Consider the following 15,970-nt stretch of genomic DNA (forward strand, 5'->3'; position numbering starts at 1 on the left):
GACAACGTCATGGATATTCGTAAAGTCAAGAAGCTGATTGAACTGCTGGAAGAGTCCAACATCAGCGAAATCGAGATCCAGGAAGGCGAAGAGTCGGTCCGCATCAGCCGTCATCCCCAGGGTGGCAGCTGGCAGCCGGCCCCGGCGGCTCAGCCTTGGCCTGCCGCCGCTCCGGCACCGGCAGCTGCCCCTGCGCCAGCGCCTGCCGAGGCCCCGGCCGCCAGCGCCGACAGCGGCCCCAGCTATCAGGGCCAGGCGGTCGTCTCGCCGATGGTCGGTACCTTCTACCGCTCCCCCGCTCCTGGCGCCAAGCCGTTCATGGAAGTCGGCTCCAGCGTGCGCAAGGGCGACACCATCTGCATCGTCGAAGCGATGAAAATGATGAACCAGATCGAAGCCGACCGTGACGGCGTCGTCGAGGCCATCCTGGTCGAAGACGGTGAGCCGGTTGAATTCGACCAGCCCCTGGTTGTCATCTCCTGAGAAGGCCCTGGCCTTCCCTGACCATTCACTTTCGGCGGACACCACCATGTTGGACAAGGTTCTAATCGCCAACCGCGGCGAGATCGCTCTTCGCATCCTGCGCGCCTGCAAGGAGCTCGGGATCAAGACCGTCGCGGTGCATTCCAAGGCGGACCGCGAGCTGATGCACGTGCGTCTCGCCGATGAGGCGGTGTGCATTGGCCCGGCCTCCTCGGCCCAGTCTTACCTCAACATTCCTTCACTGATCAGCGCGGCCGAAGTCACCGACGCCAGCGCGATCCATCCCGGCTACGGCTTTCTGTCCGAGAACGCCGACTTCGCCGAACAGGTCGAACGCTCCGGCTTTACCTTCATCGGCCCGAAAGCCGAGACCATCCGCCTGATGGGCGACAAGGTCAGCGCCATCAACGCGATGAAGAAAGCCGGCGTGCCCACCGTACCGGGCTCTGATGGCCCGCTGAGCGACGACGAAGGCGAGCTTATCGCGACCGCTCGCCGCATCGGCTACCCGGTGATCATCAAGGCCGCAGCTGGCGGCGGTGGCCGCGGCATGCGCGTCGTCCACACCGAAGCCCACCTGGTCTCCGCCGTGACCGTGACTCGCACCGAAGCGCACGCCGCCTTCGGTGATGGCACGGTCTACATGGAGAAGTTCCTGGAGAAGCCGCGTCACGTGGAAGTCCAGGTACTGGCAGACGGTCAGGGTAACGCCATCCACCTGTACGATCGCGACTGCTCGCTGCAGCGGCGCCATCAGAAGGTCCTGGAAGAAGCCCCCGCCCCGGGCCTCGACCCCGATGCACGGGCCAAGGTACTCGACGCCTGTCGCGAGGCCTGCATCGAGATCGGCTACCGCGGCGCTGGTACCTTCGAATTCCTGTACGAGGACGGCGAGTTCTTCTTTATCGAGATGAACACCCGCGTCCAGGTGGAGCACCCGGTCACCGAGATGGTCACCGGCGTGGACATCGTCCGCGAGCAGCTGCGCATTGCCTCAGGCCTGCCGCTGTCGATCCGTCAGGAAGACGTCGAGCTGAACGGCCACGCCTTCGAGTGCCGGATCAATGCCGAGGATGCACGCACCTTCATGCCATCTCCTGGCAAGGTCACCCTGTACCATCCCCCGGGTGGTCTCGGGGTGCGCATGGATTCGCACCTGTACACGGGCTACACCGTACCGCCGCACTATGATTCCCTGATCGGCAAGCTGATCACCTGGGGTGCCGACCGCGAGACATCGCTGACACGCATGCGCAACGCGCTTGACGAGCTGCTGGTGGAAGGTATCAAGACCAATACCGATCTGCACAAGGATCTGGTGCGCGACGGGTATTTCCAGCAGGGTGGGGTCAACATCCACTACCTGGAAAAGAAACTGGGCCTCTAAGCGAGCGCTGGCCTAGGCCGGCGCACTCCAGGCCTTCCATCGCTTGACGGGCAGCTAGCGCCGCACGTCAAGCGACAGCGGGGCGGCTTCGGCCGCCCCGCTGACGTTTACCTGACATCGAGGAACACCCCAATGCCCTGGCTCCAACTCAAGGCCGAGGTGCCTCCCCAGCACGCCGAGCTGCTCGAGGAGCTGCTGCTCGCAGAAGGTGCGACGGCCATCACCTTGCAGGACGGCGAAGACGACCCGGTGTTCGAGCCCGACAGGGGCACGACCCCGCTGTGGGATCACACCGTCCTGACCGGACTCTACGACGACCTGGATGGCCTCGCCGACATGCTGGAGCGGCTGGCCGGCGCCTGGGCGGAAACGATGCCCGATGAGCCTTGCCCGACGATCACTCACGAACTGATCGATGATCGTGACTGGGAAAGAGAATGGATGGACAGCTTCGAGCCTCTGCGCATGGGGCAGCGCCTGTGGATCGTCCCCAGCTGGCACCAGCCACCCGAGGATGACGCGGTGAACCTGCACCTCGACCCCGGACTGGCCTTCGGCACCGGCACCCACCCCACCACAGCGCTGTGCCTCGAATGGCTCGACGGGCTGGCCGTTGATGGCGCCCTGGACGACGTTGAACTGCTGGATGTGGGCTGCGGTTCAGGCATCCTCGCCATTGCCGCCCTGAAACTCGGTGCCGCCAGTGCTGTGGCCACCGACATCGACCCCCAGGCGCTGACCGCCAGCCGCGACAACGCCGAGCGTAACGCTATCGAGGCCTCACGCCTGACGCTGCGCTACCCGGAACAGATGGGGGGTGAGACCTTTCCGCTGGTACTGGCCAACATCCTGGCTGGCCCTCTGGTTGAACTGGCCCCTACCATCGCAGGCCATGTCGCTCCCGGAGGCCGACTGGCGCTCTCCGGCATCCTTGAGGCCCAGGCCGATGAGGTCATCGACGCTTACCGCGATCAAGGGCTCTACATGGACGATCCTGAGCTGCGCGACGGCTGGGTACGCCTGACCGGTTATCGCCCAGAGACTCGCTGAACATTGATGACCCTGGTCACTCCCAGCGTTTGATCAGGAAAACGCCTCGTTGATGCCTTCACCAAGGCGCCTTCGAGGCGTATGATATGCAGCCCCGGAACGACGGCAACGCCCATGTCAGACCAACGTCCCAGTCACCAGCCACAGGTCAGCCAGCCTTCAGCTCGCCGGACCACGCCCCGTCAGGACACCTGGATAGGCCCGCACAAGCTGGCCAGCCCGGTGATTCTTGCGCCGATGGCGGGCGTGACCGACAGGCCCTTTCGTGCCTTGTGTCGACAGCTGGGAGCAGGCCTGGTCGTGGGCGAGATGGTCACCTCTGACCCCAACCTGTGGCATACCAGAAAGTCACGGCTTCGCATGGATCACCGCGGCGAACCCGGACCACGGGCGGTGCAGATCGCTGGAGGCGACGCCGAGATGCTCGCTACCGCCGCTCGGCTGAATGCCGAGCAGGGTGCCGAAATCATCGACATCAACATGGGATGCCCGGCCAAGAAGGTCTGCAACAAGGCTGCCGGCTCAGCCCTGCTTCGTGACGAAGCGCTGGTGGCCGAGATTCTCGACGCGGTGGTTGCTGCCGTGGACATACCGGTGACCCTGAAGATCCGCACCGGCTGGTGCGAGGACAGCAACAATGCGGTACGCATTGCGACGCTGGCCGAGAACGCGGGGATCCAGGCCTTGGCGGTGCATGGCCGCCATCGTCAGCAGCGCTACCAGGGCGACGCGGAATACGACACCATTGCCGAGGTCGCATCGAGGATTCGCATCCCGGTGTTCGCCAATGGCGATATCACCGACCCGCTAAAGGCACGCCGCGTGCTCGACTATACTGGTGCAGATGCCGTGATGGTTGGCCGCGGGGCCCAGGGCAACCCCTGGATTTTCCGCGAAATCGCTCACTATCTGGCGCATGACGAGCTACTGCCACCGGCGACCGATGATGAGCGCCGGGAGGTGTTGGGAGCGCATCTTAACGCCCTGCACGCCTTCTACGGCGAGCATATGGGCGTGAAAATCGCGCGCAAGCACCTGGGATGGTACCTGTCCAGCGATCAGCGCCTGGAGGACGATAGTCGCCGCGCGCTGAAGGCCACCTTCAATGGCCTGACGTCGGTCCAGGGCCAGCAAGACTTTATCGACGAACTTTTTCGTCACGACCCAGCTACCGCCGCGGAGCGTGTGGCCAGGGCCGTGGCACACCATGGAACCCGTGCCGCATGACCAGCCAGCCACCCATCGACCAGTCGGCATCTGCCTCGCCACTCGACACCTCAGAGCGGTCCATCGACGGCCTCCCGCCGACAGCGGCTCAGGCCGCCGATGAGCGCCCTCTGCGCGAAGCCGTATTTGCCGCCATGGAACGCTATTTTGATCACCTGGATGGGGGAACCGTGACCGACCTGCATGCCATGGTGATGGCGGAGGTCGAGGCTCCCTTGTTGTCTTCGGTACTCAGCTATACCCGCGGCAATCAGACCCGGGCGGCTGAGATGCTGGGGCTCAACCGCGGCACGCTGCGCAAGAAGCTCAAGCAATACGACCTGATCTAGACCGATTCGAGGGAGCCTGACGGCTCCCTTTTCTCGCCCTATCGTTTTTCCTCGCAATAGAGACCTTCCCATGGCCCAGCCCTCTCCCCTCCCCGTTCGCCGCGCCCTGATCAGCGTGTCGGACAAGACCGGCATCGTCGATTTCGCCCGCGCCCTGTCCGATATGGGGGTCGAACTGCTCTCCACCGGCGGCACCTACCGCCTGCTGGCCGACAACGCCATTGCCGTGACGGAAGTCTCGGAGCACACCGGTTTCCCGGAGATCATGGACGGCCGGGTCAAGACGCTGCACCCCAAGATTCACGGTGGCATCCTGGGTCGGCGCGGACAGGACGATGCCGTCATGCAACAGCATGACATCGCCCCTATCGACATGGTGGTCGTCAACCTCTACCCCTTCGCTGCCACGATCGCCCGCCCGGACTGTCGTCTCGAGGATGCCATCGAGAACATCGATATCGGTGGCCCCACCATGGTGCGTTCCTGCGCCAAGAACCATGCCCATACCAGCATCGTGGTCAACGCGGCGGACTATGACCGAGTGATTGCTGAAATGCGCGACAACGCAGGGGCCGTCACCCAGCCCACGCGTTTCGACCTGGCCGTCAAGGCATTCGAGCACACCGCAGGCTACGACGGTGCCATTGCCGACTACCTGGGACGCCTGGTCGAAGGTAGCGATGACGGCTTCCCGCGCACCTACAACCTGCAGCTCACCAAGAAACAGTCGATGCGCTACGGCGAGAACCCTCACCAGCAGGCGGCCTTCTACGTGGAAGACAACGCCAGCGAGCCGAGCGTCTCCACCGCGGTGACCCTGCAGGGCAAACCGCTGTCGTTCAACAACGTGGCTGACACGGACGCCGCACTCGAGTGCGTGAAGAGCTTTGCTGACACTGCATGTGTCATCGTCAAGCACGCCAACCCCTGTGGCGTGGCCGTAGGCGCCAGCGCGCGCGAAGCCTATGACAAGGCCTTCGCCACCGACCCGACCAGCGCCTTTGGCGGCATCATCGCCTTCAACGTGCCGCTGGATGCAGACACCGCCCGCGCGATCATCGATCGTCAGTTCGTTGAAGTCATCATCGCCCCAGGGGTGAGTGACGACGCCATCGCCATCGTCGCCGAGAAAAAGAACGTGCGACTGCTGGATATCAGCGCTCACTGGCCCGGCGAGCAGCTCGCTGCCCACGACCTCAAGCGCGTCACCGGTGGTCTGCTGGTCCAGGATCGTGACCTTGGCATGGTCGAGCGCGACGATTTGACCGTGGTGTCCGAGCGGGTGCCCAGCGAGCAGGAAATGCGTGACCTGGCCTTCGCCTGGAAGGTGGCCAAGTACGTCAAGTCCAACGCCATCGTCTACGCCAAGGATGGTCAGACCATCGGCGTGGGCGCAGGCCAGATGAGCCGCGTCTACTCCGCTCGTATCGCCGGCATCAAGGCGGCCGACGAAGGACTCTCAGTGCCCGGCTCGGTCATGGCCTCAGACGCCTTCTTCCCGTTCCGGGATGGCATCGATGCCGCCGCCAGTGCCGGCATTACCGCGGTCATTCAGCCCGGCGGCTCCATGCGCGACCAGGAAGTGATTGACGCCGCCAATGAGGCCGGCATCGCCATGGTATTTACCGGCATGCGTCACTTCCGCCACTGAAGGCAGCTACCCGCTACCTCAACGGGTGGCGGGCGCTACGCGGGCACCGGCAACGGTGCCTGCCTGCACTCAATAAAAGGGCCTCGACGCATGCGTCGAGGCCCTTTTATTAAGCGTCAGGGAAGCGGCCGCTATCGCTCACGGCCGCTCAGATCGACGTCACTCACCGATGTCCATGCACAGGTACTTGGTTTCGAGGAACTCGGCCAGGCCCTGGTGACCGCCTTCGCGCCCCAGACCTGACGCCTTGACTCCGCCAAACGGGGCCGCAGCATTGGAAATCAAGCCGGTGTTGATGCCGACCATACCGTACTCGAGTGCATCGGCAACCCGCCATACGCGGCCCAGGTCCTTCGAGTAGAAGTAGGCGGCAAGCCCAAATTCGGTATCGTTGGCCAGGGCAACCGCGTCTTCCTCGTCATCGAAGGGAAACACCGCCGCCAATGGGCCGAAAGTTTCTTCTCGCGCCACCTTCATTTCGCTGCTGGCGCCACTGACCAGGGTCGGTGTGAAGTAGTTGCCGCCCAAGGGATGAGGGTGACCGCCAATCCACAGCTCGGCGCCCTTGTCGACCGCATCCTGAACATGCTCATTGACCTTGCTGACGGCATTTTCGTCGATCAGCGGACCAATATTGACACCGTCCTCGGTCCCGTCGCCAACCTGAAGCTCGCTGTTCATTGCCACCGCGAGTTTCTCGCTGAACGCGTTCACCACGCTCGACTGGACCAGGAAGCGGTTGGTGCAGACGCAGGTCTGACCGGCATTTCGGAATTTGGCCGCCATGGCACCGCTGACCGCAGCGTCCAGATCCGCATCCTCGAACACGATGAACGGCGCGTTGCCGCCCAGTTCCAGCGACACCTTCTGGATATTCTGGGCCGCCTGGGCCATCAGCGTGCGGCCGACTTCGGTCGACCCGGTGAAGGTGATCTTGCGCACAACCGGCGACTCGGTCAGCGCAGCGGCGATCTCGCTGGCCGAACCCGGCACCACATTGAACACGCCACGCGGCACACCCGCCCGCTCGGCCAGCAGCGCCAGCGCAGTGGCCGACAAGGGGGTCTGACTGGCCGGCTTGACCACGATGGTACAGCCCGCCGCCAAGGCAGCCCCGGCCTTGCGCGTAATCATGGCGGCCGGGAAGTTCCATGGGGTGATCGCGCCACAGACGCCTACCGGCTGCTTGGTGACCACGATGCGCTGGCTGGACTTCACCGCTGGAATCGTCTCGCCATAGACGCGACGCCCTTCCTCGGCAAACCAGCGCAGGAAGCTAGCGGCATAGACGATCTCACCAGCGGCTTCCTTGAGCGGCTTGCCCTGCTCAAGGGTCATGATGGTCGCAAGCTCGTCCTGATGCTCGAGCATCAGCTCGTACCATTTCATCAGGATGTCCGCACGTTCTTGTGCGGTCAGCGACCGCCAGGCCGGCAAGGCGGCCTCGGCCGCTCCGATAGCGGTCTCCGTCTCGGCCCGGCCAAGACGTGGCACTTGCGCGATGACCTCGCCATTGGCCGGATTGACGACCTCGATCTGATCCCCGCTGTCGGCTGCCACCCAACTGCCATCAATGTAGGCGAAGGGGCGATACAGCGGCATTTCCTGTAGGGCTTTCATTTAGCCTCCTGGCGATATGGCGAAAGGAACATCACTTTCATGCTAAGCGCTTCACCGGCGGATCGCCAACCCGTATCACACTGGCATCACGCCGACGTCTCATCCGCGGCGCGGGATGCTGACAGGGTGATCGAAACAGAGTCCGCAAACCGCAGCGCATGGGGCTTGTCGATCTCGACCTGGGTGGTCAATACCTGCTCGTGACTCATGATCAGGTCGAGTACCTCACGGGTCATGCGCTCAAGCAATTGAAAGCGATTGCCTTCCACCAGGGCGATGACTTCCTTGGTGATCGTGCGGTAGTTCAAGGCCTGTTCAATGTGGTTGAACGCAACGGCCTTGTCCGCACGGTAGCGAATGACGGCGTTGATCACCACATCCTGGCGATTGAGGATCTCCTCCTCCTTGATACCGATGTAGGTGCGCAACCGCAGATTCTTGATGCGAATGGTGGCGAGATCGTGATCTAGATGCTGATCCCCCAGAACGTGCAGAGACATGGCCCCTCCCGTATTCGAGGCAGGTTGACGACGGCGGCTGATATCAGCGGCCACTGACCAGCGTCAGAAACTCCTGGCGGGTGCTGGCCTTTTCGCGGAAGGCCCCCAGCATCACCGAGGATGTCATGCTGGAATTCTGCTTTTCCACACCACGCATCATCATGCACAGATGGCGGGCCTCCACCACCACTGCCACCCCCCTGGCACCGGTCACCTGCTGGACCGCATCCGCAATCTGACGTGTCAGGTTCTCCTGAATCTGCATGCGTCGAGCATACATGTCGACGATCCGGGCAAACTTGGAAAGCCCCAGCACCTTGCCTTGAGGCAGGTAGGCGATGTGGCACTTGCCGATGAAGGGCAGCAAGTGGTGCTCGCACATCGAGTAGAGCTCGATATCCTTGACCAACACCATCTCATCTGTCTCCGAGGAGAACACGGCCCCATTGACGATCTCTTCCAGCGACTGAGTGTAGCCACGATTGAGAAACTGCATCGCCTTGGCGGCTCGCTTCGGCGTGTCGACAAGCCCCTCCCGCTCCGGGTCCTCGCCCAGCTCCTCAATGATGTGTCGATAGTGATTGGCGAGTGCTTCAGTCATGATCCAGCCCTTCAGGGGAGACGCCCAGGCATGCCGGGAATGTCGCTCCCAGCTATACAAGACCTGTACGTTGAATGTTTAAAATACAACTATTGCTGATTCGTGCCCATAAGTCTACCGCAGCCGGCGCTTCGTCGCAGTTCGCGATGGCCGCTCGCCAAACCTACCGTTCGATATCCACGATGCATGACGTCGGGGAGACGCCAAACGACAGCCCAGGCCTGCGCGACCCGCTAGCGTGGAGGTGCCCGGATGCTCGTCATTGCCGGCGCCGATAACGTGACACAGTGTCGCGTAACGGTCGTGGTGGCTGCCCCGCTGTCAGCGCTGTGCTATCGTCGAACCGCCGTGTGGGGTGGCTGGGACAGGCCAACGTCCAGAGACCACTTCGCTCAGACTCATTCTTCGGAAAGATGCTTTCGTCAGCACGGTTCTTGATCCCATCGCGGCTCGTTAGCGAGCAAGGTTAGGTAGCGAGCGCGGTTCTGGATCAATCACGGTGCGCTTATGAGTACAGTGCCTGCCCTGTACGATCTTCTGCGAGAAACGCCTATGTCCTGCCGCCGCCTGAAGTCCCGGCCTTCATCATTGTCTATTGCCCTTCTGTCATCTCTCGCCTGCGTCGGCATGGCGCTTGCCGCCACCGCCCAGGCCGACAGTCTGGCCCTGCCCGCCCAATCTCGCATCGACGTCACCACGATCGACGGCATCGCACTGGACGGCGCCCAGGACCAGCTTCACGACGTCATGCTGACCCCTGCAAGCGACGCCAGCGGCCGCACCGATCTGCCGCACTATTGTGTTCTGGTGGGGGATGCCAAGCGTGACGGGGATCGCCTGAGAATCACTACACAGGCGCTGACCTGCGTGGAGACCGAGGGGGGAGACAGCCACATCTATTCGGGAGAATTGGTGGCGGGCGCCTATGACACGGACGGCCAGTTCGGGCTCGATGCCTGTGATGACAACGGCTGTGAGCTTGAGGCGAACCACGTCTTCCAGCTGGAACTCACCCACGCCCTCGACATCGAGCAGATGCCCAACCCTTCAGCCGAGCTGAATGCCGAGCGACGCCGCACAGGCCCCCGTACTGAGGCCGACGGCGAAGCCGAAGGCAACAACGAGACCGGCGACTAGACCTCACCTCCGCCACCGTCGTAAAGCGCGGGAGGCTGGCATCACTGCTCCCGCGCCTGCCGACCGAACAACGCCGTCAGCCTCCGGCCAACCAGCGCTCCTTGTCGGACAGCGCCAGGCGCTGCTGCTCCAGCTGGCGGATATGCTCATCCCAGTAGCCGTGATCCGCCACCCAGGGAAACGCTCTGGGAAAGGCCGGGTCTTCCCAACGCCCCACCAGCCAGGCGCTGTGACGCATCACGCGCAGCGTCCTCAGCGGTTCTATCAACGCCAGTTCGCCACGCTCAAACGGCAACACCTGTTCGTACCCTTCGATCACCTCGGACAGCTGCTGCGTCCTCTCCTCGGGAGCCTGGGCAGTAAACAACATCCACAGATCCTGTACCGCCGGCGCCATCAGCGCATCATCGAAGTCGACCAGGGCAAAGTGATCGTCTCGTCCCAGCATGTTGCCGACATGGCAGTCGCCATGGACGCGCAACGCAGCCCCTGCCGCATCATCGAAGCGCGCCAGGGTGGCTACCAGCGTCTTTGCTACCGAGGCATAGCTGTCGCGCTGACGCTGGCTCAACCAGTCGCTGCCAAGAATCGTCTCGCGGGCTTGCTCCGCCATGGTCGATGGCACCAGCTGTGCGCGGTGCATAAAGCGTCCGCGGCGCCCCACCTCGTGGACCCTGCCAATCAATTCTCCGAGCGCGAACAGATGATCAGGATTCTCCAGCTCGGGTGCCTGACCCGGCAGGTGGGGGAACAGTGCCAGCCGCTGCCCGTCGACCTCGTGCAGGCTATTACCCGCATCATCGCACCAGGGCGCGGCGACGTTCACCTGAGCCGCCTCGAGCTCTGCCAGAAAGGCGTGCTCTTCCTGTATCGCCTGCGATGAGAGACGACCGGGGCGGTAGAATTTGGCCACCCAGCGTCCGCCCTCTTCATCTCTGACCAGGTAGACGCGATTCTCGTAGCTGTTCAGCGCGAAGGGCTCACCCGATAGCCAGAACCCCAGGGACTCGATCGCGTCTACGACGCGCTGGGGCGACAGTTCATGGAAGGGGGTCGAGGTACTCATGGAGACTCCAGCGCGCAGGTGGGAAACGACCGCGGCAGCTTAACAGAGCCAGGGTGGCGGCGTCCTGGCCATTACCCAGGCATCGACTCGCTCGGCACCGGCGTCTCGGCACGCACTGGCCAGGCGCGAGAGAGTGGCGCCCGTCGTCATCACGTCGTCGACCAGCACCACATGGCGAGGCATGGGACCCGCCACGTCGAACATGCCCTTCACCTGACGTCGTCTGGCACTCGCCGTCAGGGTGTGCTGAGGCGGGTCATTGCGCCGCCGCTGACCACGGGTCACCGGCACGCCCAAGCGCCTACCAAGCTCGAAAGCCAACCATTCGCTCTGGTCGAAGCCCTGCTCACGCGCCCGCTGCCGATGTCTCGGCACTCCCATCAAGACATCCGGAACCGTCGTTTCGCGTGCCTCCAGGGCCCACAGAAACAGGGCGATCAACTGATGTGCGCTGGGCCGATGGGCCCCAGCCTTGAAGCGCTGGACCAACCGGCGAATCTCGTCACGATAGATCAGTGGCGCTACTACCGTGTCCAGCGCGAGGGGGGTGGTCAAGCAGCGCCCACACAGGCGGGTCCCGGCTGGCCTTGCCTCCAGGGCTGGCGCCAAGGGTTCTGCACAACGCTCGCAGGGCGCCACGTTCCACGCCAGGCAGGCCTGACAGCGTCGGCACAACGGCATCCGGGGTCCGACTCCTGGCTCAACGGCCAGATGCGGCGCCAAGCACCAGGGGCAGCGCTGTGGCAACCACCTGGCCAGCACGTGGTCAACTTCTACGAGCCTGCAGGTTGACAGGCGGGTCAAACGCCCTATCCTGTCCGTCAACTTACCTATTTTAAAAAAGTTGACCAAAGCGAGACACTCCATGTCGGCCACCGTGACCTCTTCTTCCACCCTAGCCCTGGACAGTACCCCGCGCCACGACTGGTCCTTTGATGAAATCGAGGCCCTCTTCGCACTGCCCTTCAACGACTTGATGTTCAAGGCACAAACGATCCATCGCCAGCACTTCGATGCCAATGCGGTACAGGTGTCCACCCTGCTGTCGATCAAGACCGGCGCTTGTCCGGAAGACTGCAAGTATTGCCCCCAGTCCGGCCACTACAACACCGGTCTGGACAAGGAGAAGCTGCTCGAGATCGAGAAAGTTGTCGCCCAGGCCCGTTCCGCCAAGGACGCTGGCGCCAGCCGCTTCTGCATGGGAGCCGCCTGGCGCAGCCCGCGCCAGCGTGACCTGGACGTCGTGCTCGAAATGGTCAAGCAAGTCAAGGCGCTGGGTCTTGAAACCTGCATGACGCTCGGCATGGTCGATGGGGATCAGGCGCGCCAGCTGGCGGATGCTGGTCTCGACTACTACAACCACAACCTGGATACCTCCCCCGAGTACTACGGCGAGATCATCACTACGCGCAGCTACGCCGACCGCCTCGACACCCTCGGCAATGTGCGCGATGCCGGCATGAAGATCTGTTCCGGCGGGATCCTTGGCATGGGCGAGTCCGCTCGGGACCGCGCAGGCCTGCTGAGGCAGCTGGCCAACTTGTCGCCGCACCCCGAATCGGTGCCCATCAATATGCTGGTCAAGGTGCCCGGCACTCCGCTCGAGAATGTCGAGGACCTCGACCCCATCGAATACCTGCGGGCCATCGCTGTCGCCCGCATCATGATGCCGGCCAGCCATGTCCGCCTGTCCGCCGGGCGCGAGCAGATGGATGAGTCGACCCAGGCCCTGGCATTCATGGCAGGCGCCAACTCGATCTTCTACGGCGACACCCTGCTGACCACCGGCAACCCCCAGGTGGAACGCGACAAGGCGCTGTTTGCCAAGCTCGGCCTGCACCCGGAACAGCGCGAGAGCTGCGCCACCGACGAGCAGCAGGCGGAGGCCCTCAGCCGTGAGGTGAAACGTCAGGCCAGCGTCGCCCAAAGCGAGCAGTACTACGACGCCGCCGTCTAACGACGCTGCCCCAGATGCCTTTCGCCTGCCTGCCCCTGCGGCTGATTGCCGATGCCAAGCGGGGGCAATGCAAGGCACAGAGAACACCATGAGCCAGACCTGGAACGATTACCTGAGGCTACGCGCCGACCAACGCCGGCAGGCCCAGCGCTGGCGTCAACGCCAGACACAGCGGCGGGATCTCGCGCTGCTCGATATGGCGGGCAACGACTATCTGGGCCTGCGCACCGACCCACGCCTGGCCGAAGCGGCCAGCGACGGCGCTCGTCGCTACGGCAGCGGCGCGGGAGCCTCTCATCTGGTGACCGGCCATGGTGAGCTGCATGAGGCCCTCGAGGAGGCCCTGGCACGACTCACCGGCCGGCCGCGAGCATTGCTCTTCTCCACCGGCTACATGGCCAACCTTGGGGTCATTCAAGCCCTGTGCGATCCCCATGTTCAGGTGTATCAGGACCGTCTCAACCATGCTTCGCTGATCGACGGGGCACGACTGGCGGGCGCCCGCTCACGCCGTTACCACCACCTCGACCTGGCCGACCTCGACCGGCTGATGACCCGTGCGCCGGAGAAGTCCCTGGCACTGGCCATCAGCGACGGGGTGTTCAGCATGGACGGCGACTGCGCCGACGTCGGGGCGCTGGCCCGACTGTGCCAGCGCCATGGGGCCTGGCTGATGATCGATGATGCCCATGGCGTTGGCGTGCTGGGCGAGCGTGGTGACGGCTGTGTGGGTCAGCGCTACGACAGCCAGCAGGTGCCGATCCTTGTCGGCACTCTGGGCAAGGCGCTCGGCACTGGCGGCGCCTTTGTCGCCGGAGACGATGCCTTGATCGAGCACCTGATTCAGTTCGCCCGGCCCTATGTGTACACCACCGCCATGCCGCCCCCGGTGGCCGCAGCCTCGCTCAAGGCCCTGGAGCTGCTTGACGCGGAACCCGAGCGCAGGCAGCACCTGCATTCGCTGGTGCAGCTGTTCCGGGATGAGGCGTCGCGTTTGGGCCTGCCACTGCTGCCATCGCGCACACCGATCCAACCGATATTGCTGGGAGATGAGTCACGCACCCTGGAGTGGGCGCGGCTGCTGGAAGCCAGTGGCATCAAGGTCGGAGCGATTCGCCCGCCCACCGTGCCCAATGGCCAGTCCAGACTGCGCATCACGTTAACCGCCGGCCACAGCCACGACGACATCCAGCGCCTGCTTGACGCCCTGGCCAGCTGTCAGCGGCTGGTCCCGGCCGACAGCATGGAAGAGGTTGGCGCATGACCCGCCTGGTACTGCTCTCAGGCTGGGCCATCGATGCCCGTGTCTTTGCCCCTCTCGCCCCGCATTGGTCCCAGGGCTGGGATGTGCATGCCATTGACTGGCCGGGCATGGGCACCAAGTCGTCGTCCCCATTGGCTGACCCGGGCTCCATCAGTCAGCTTGCCGAGGCCATGTCTCCTGAGTTGCTGCCCGACCAGGATACCTCGGTGGTGTGGGTGGGCTGGTCGCTGGGAGCTCTTCAGGCTGCCGCCTTGGCACGTGTCATGGGGCCTCCTGATGCGCTCGTGCTGATCGGCATGGGCCCGACCTTCTGCCACCCCGCAGGGGTCAGTCAACAGGCACTCGCCGACTTCAACAGCGCCTTTCACCGTGACCCAGACCGGGCAGTCGAGCACTTCCTACGCTGGCAGCTATCGGCAGAGCCTGAGCCTCGCCCGTCACTGGCGTCGCTCAAGGCACTGCTGAGACCGCAGGCACAGGCCGATCACGCCACTCTCGCACAAGGACTCTCGACGCTGGCCCAGGAGGATATTCACGACGTTTTCCTCAAGCCGCCCTGCCCGACGGCCACCCTGTGCGGACACGACGACCCGCTGATGGCGCCTGCGGTGCGCCATGCCGCGGATGAGCGCATCGCCGCCAGCGGACACTGCCCCATGCTTAGCCAACCGCAGCGGCTGGTCGAGGCGGTGGAGCGACAGGCACAGCGCCTGCTGGCGCACCGCCAGTCAACAGGACACGGCTACCCCCGTCAGACCTCCAGGCCCGAGCGCGATCAACCAAATCCGAGGGAGGCAGCATGGCAATGCTGACACTGGACGCGCCACTCGGTGATGAGACCTCCGCCAGCCACTGGCGGCAACGGGTGGATCGGGCCTTTTCGCGGGCAGCCCCACGCTATCGGCAGCTTGCCCGCGCGCAGCTCGCCATGGCCCAGTCGTTGCTCGACGATTTGCCGCCACGGCAAGCCCAGGCTCGCCAGAGTACGGTGAATGATCACGAGCCCGTCCAAAACGTCCTGGATCTGGGCTGCGGCCCAGGGGATCTCACCTGGCAGATGTGCGACCGCTATCCCAACGCCCAGGTAATAGGACTGGACCTGTCACTGGCAATGCTCGCTGAAGCTCGCCGTCATGCTGCCCGTCCGGACGATTCACGCCCCTGCAGCGCCAGGGCATCGTCTCCTGTGTGGTTGAAGGCAGATGCCCAGTCCCTGCCTCTGGCGACGGCCAGCATCGATCTGCTGGTATCCAACCTGGCCATCCAATGGTGTCCTGACCTGGCGCAGGTACTGGCAAACGTGCATCGCGTCCTGCGCCCGGGCGGCCGGGCGGTGATCAACACCTTGCTACCCGGCACCCTGCATGAGGTGGCCAGCGCATGGCAGCGTCCCGGCCATTCCAGCGGCGTGCTGGTGTTCCCGAGCCTGGCTCAGCATCAGCAGCGGGTCGATCAGAGCCCTTGGCAGGATGCCGTCCTGCGACCCCGCGAGGTCACCTTTCACTACCCGGACATTCACGCCGTGATGGCTTCCATCAAGGGCGTCGGCGCCCAGGTGGCGCGGCCTGGCGCTGGCCTGACCCGCCGGGAACTGGCCCAGGCAAAGCAGCGTTACGAGCGCTTGCGCACGCCACAGGGACTTCCCGTGACCTACCACCAGCTGACGTTGGTACTCAACCGCTGAGCCCTCTCCGGCTC

16 protein-coding genes are annotated in these 15,970 nt (G+C 63.9%); 11 read left to right on the plus strand and 5 right to left on the minus strand.

Features of this window, described 5'->3' with window-relative positions; translation table 11 throughout:
• Positions 1-9: 9 nt before the first annotated feature.
• From accB to purH, 6 genes are all read left to right on the plus strand, one after another.
• A complete protein-coding gene (accB, locus tag KUW18_RS11190) occupies positions 10-483 on the plus strand; it encodes an acetyl-CoA carboxylase biotin carboxyl carrier protein (protein WP_206943310.1) in 474 nt (157 codons plus the stop codon).
• 46 nt (positions 484-529) lie between these two features.
• Positions 530-1,870 (plus strand): acetyl-CoA carboxylase biotin carboxylase subunit, encoded by a 1,341-nt coding sequence (gene accC, locus KUW18_RS11195; RefSeq protein WP_206943311.1) that lies wholly within the window; start codon positions 530-532, stop codon positions 1,868-1,870.
• A 132-nt stretch (positions 1,871-2,002) separates the two neighbouring features.
• Positions 2,003-2,920 carry a 50S ribosomal protein L11 methyltransferase gene (prmA, locus tag KUW18_RS11200; RefSeq protein ID WP_206943312.1) on the plus strand — a complete coding sequence of 306 codons (918 nt, stop codon included), beginning with the start codon at positions 2,003-2,005 and terminating at the stop codon, positions 2,918-2,920.
• A 114-nt stretch (positions 2,921-3,034) separates the two neighbouring features.
• On the plus strand, positions 3,035-4,147 hold the full coding sequence (gene dusB, locus KUW18_RS11205; protein WP_206943313.1) for a tRNA dihydrouridine synthase DusB: 1,113 nt from the start codon (positions 3,035-3,037) through the stop codon (positions 4,145-4,147).
• On the plus strand, positions 4,144-4,476 hold the full coding sequence (fis, locus tag KUW18_RS11210; RefSeq protein WP_206943314.1) for a DNA-binding transcriptional regulator Fis: 333 nt from the start codon (positions 4,144-4,146) through the stop codon (positions 4,474-4,476). Before dusB ends, fis begins: the two co-directional genes overlap by 4 nt.
• 70 nt (positions 4,477-4,546) lie before the next feature.
• Positions 4,547-6,127, plus strand: a complete 1,581-nt coding sequence (gene purH, locus KUW18_RS11215; protein ID WP_206943316.1) for a bifunctional phosphoribosylaminoimidazolecarboxamide formyltransferase/IMP cyclohydrolase — start codon at positions 4,547-4,549, stop codon at positions 6,125-6,127.
• 159 nt (positions 6,128-6,286) lie between these two features.
• Here purH and KUW18_RS11220 read toward each other — a convergent pair whose 3' ends face one another.
• The 3 genes from KUW18_RS11220 to folE form a co-directional block, all read right to left on the minus strand.
• Positions 6,287-7,747 (minus strand): NAD-dependent succinate-semialdehyde dehydrogenase, encoded by a 1,461-nt coding sequence (locus KUW18_RS11220; RefSeq protein WP_206943317.1) that lies wholly within the window; start codon positions 7,745-7,747, stop codon positions 6,287-6,289.
• Positions 7,748-7,833: 86 nt separating this feature from the next.
• Positions 7,834-8,247: a dihydroneopterin triphosphate 2'-epimerase gene (gene folX / locus KUW18_RS11225; RefSeq protein WP_206943320.1), complete on the minus strand. Its 414-nt coding sequence runs from the start codon at positions 8,245-8,247 to the stop codon at positions 7,834-7,836.
• A gap of 43 nt (positions 8,248-8,290) precedes the next feature.
• Positions 8,291-8,848: a GTP cyclohydrolase I FolE gene (folE, locus tag KUW18_RS11230; RefSeq protein WP_206943322.1), complete on the minus strand. Its 558-nt coding sequence runs from the start codon at positions 8,846-8,848 to the stop codon at positions 8,291-8,293.
• Between the two features lie 588 nt (positions 8,849-9,436).
• Here folE and KUW18_RS11235 point away from each other — a divergent pair.
• Positions 9,437-9,985: a hypothetical protein gene (locus KUW18_RS11235; protein WP_206943324.1), complete on the plus strand. Its 549-nt coding sequence runs from the start codon at positions 9,437-9,439 to the stop codon at positions 9,983-9,985.
• 76 nt (positions 9,986-10,061) lie between these two features.
• Here KUW18_RS11235 and KUW18_RS11240 read toward each other — a convergent pair whose 3' ends face one another.
• Together KUW18_RS11240 and KUW18_RS11245 are read right to left on the minus strand one after the other, a co-directional pair.
• Positions 10,062-11,051: a serine/threonine protein kinase gene (locus tag KUW18_RS11240; protein WP_206943326.1), complete on the minus strand. Its 990-nt coding sequence runs from the start codon at positions 11,049-11,051 to the stop codon at positions 10,062-10,064.
• A 39-nt stretch (positions 11,052-11,090) separates the two neighbouring features.
• Entirely contained in the window at positions 11,091-11,732 is a 642-nt protein-coding gene (locus tag KUW18_RS11245; RefSeq protein WP_206943328.1) for a ComF family protein, read from the minus strand.
• A 184-nt stretch (positions 11,733-11,916) separates the two neighbouring features.
• Between KUW18_RS11245 and bioB the strand changes: the two genes are divergently transcribed.
• The 4 genes from bioB to KUW18_RS11265 all read left to right on the plus strand — a co-directional run bounded on the left by bioB (position 11,917) and on the right by KUW18_RS11265 (position 15,956).
• Positions 11,917-13,008 (plus strand): biotin synthase BioB, encoded by a 1,092-nt coding sequence (gene bioB / locus KUW18_RS11250; protein ID WP_222238650.1) that lies wholly within the window; start codon positions 11,917-11,919, stop codon positions 13,006-13,008.
• An 88-nt stretch (positions 13,009-13,096) separates the two neighbouring features.
• Entirely contained in the window at positions 13,097-14,272 is a 1,176-nt protein-coding gene (gene bioF / locus KUW18_RS11255; RefSeq protein WP_222486119.1) for an 8-amino-7-oxononanoate synthase, read from the plus strand.
• Entirely contained in the window at positions 14,269-15,084 is an 816-nt protein-coding gene (locus tag KUW18_RS11260; RefSeq protein WP_222561431.1) for an alpha/beta fold hydrolase, read from the plus strand. The genes bioF and KUW18_RS11260 overlap by 4 nt, the downstream gene beginning before the upstream one ends.
• The gene (locus KUW18_RS11265) at positions 15,072-15,956 is read left to right on the plus strand and encodes a methyltransferase domain-containing protein (RefSeq protein WP_261396625.1); all 885 of its coding nucleotides are present in this window, start codon (positions 15,072-15,074) and stop codon (positions 15,954-15,956) included. Before KUW18_RS11260 ends, KUW18_RS11265 begins: the two co-directional genes overlap by 13 nt.
• The last annotated feature ends 14 nt before the right edge of the window (positions 15,957-15,970 follow it).

Origin of the sequence: Halomonas sp. DP5Y7-2, from assembly GCF_019802025.1 — a bacterium.
GTDB lineage: Bacteria > Pseudomonadota > Gammaproteobacteria > Pseudomonadales > Halomonadaceae > Halomonas > Halomonas litopenaei_A.

What these genes read in the sequence shown, in the direction of transcription:
- bioF (WP_222486119.1), top strand. Translation starts at nt 13,097, where the DNA reads ATGAGCCAGACCTGGAACGATTACCTGAGGCTACGCGCCGACCAACGC.
- folX (WP_206943320.1), bottom strand. Translation starts at nt 8,247, where the DNA reads ATGTCTCTGCACGTTCTGGGGGATCAGCATCTAGATCACGATCTCGCC.
- KUW18_RS11265 (WP_261396625.1), top strand. Translation starts at nt 15,072, where the DNA reads ATGGCAATGCTGACACTGGACGCGCCACTCGGTGATGAGACCTCCGCC.
- fis (WP_206943314.1), top strand. Translation starts at nt 4,144, where the DNA reads ATGACCAGCCAGCCACCCATCGACCAGTCGGCATCTGCCTCGCCACTC.
- dusB (WP_206943313.1), top strand. Translation starts at nt 3,035, where the DNA reads ATGTCAGACCAACGTCCCAGTCACCAGCCACAGGTCAGCCAGCCTTCA.
- prmA (WP_206943312.1), top strand. Translation starts at nt 2,003, where the DNA reads ATGCCCTGGCTCCAACTCAAGGCCGAGGTGCCTCCCCAGCACGCCGAG.
- KUW18_RS11220 (WP_206943317.1), bottom strand. Translation starts at nt 7,747, where the DNA reads ATGAAAGCCCTACAGGAAATGCCGCTGTATCGCCCCTTCGCCTACATT.
- purH (WP_206943316.1), top strand. Translation starts at nt 4,547, where the DNA reads ATGGCCCAGCCCTCTCCCCTCCCCGTTCGCCGCGCCCTGATCAGCGTG.
- KUW18_RS11245 (WP_206943328.1), bottom strand. Translation starts at nt 11,732, where the DNA reads ATGCCGTTGTGCCGACGCTGTCAGGCCTGCCTGGCGTGGAACGTGGCG.
- KUW18_RS11240 (WP_206943326.1), bottom strand. Translation starts at nt 11,051, where the DNA reads ATGAGTACCTCGACCCCCTTCCATGAACTGTCGCCCCAGCGCGTCGTA.
- KUW18_RS11260 (WP_222561431.1), top strand. Translation starts at nt 14,269, where the DNA reads ATGACCCGCCTGGTACTGCTCTCAGGCTGGGCCATCGATGCCCGTGTC.
- accB (WP_206943310.1), top strand. Translation starts at nt 10, where the DNA reads ATGGATATTCGTAAAGTCAAGAAGCTGATTGAACTGCTGGAAGAGTCC.
- bioB (WP_222238650.1), top strand. Translation starts at nt 11,917, where the DNA reads ATGTCGGCCACCGTGACCTCTTCTTCCACCCTAGCCCTGGACAGTACC.
- accC (WP_206943311.1), top strand. Translation starts at nt 530, where the DNA reads ATGTTGGACAAGGTTCTAATCGCCAACCGCGGCGAGATCGCTCTTCGC.
- folE (WP_206943322.1), bottom strand. Translation starts at nt 8,848, where the DNA reads ATGACTGAAGCACTCGCCAATCACTATCGACACATCATTGAGGAGCTG.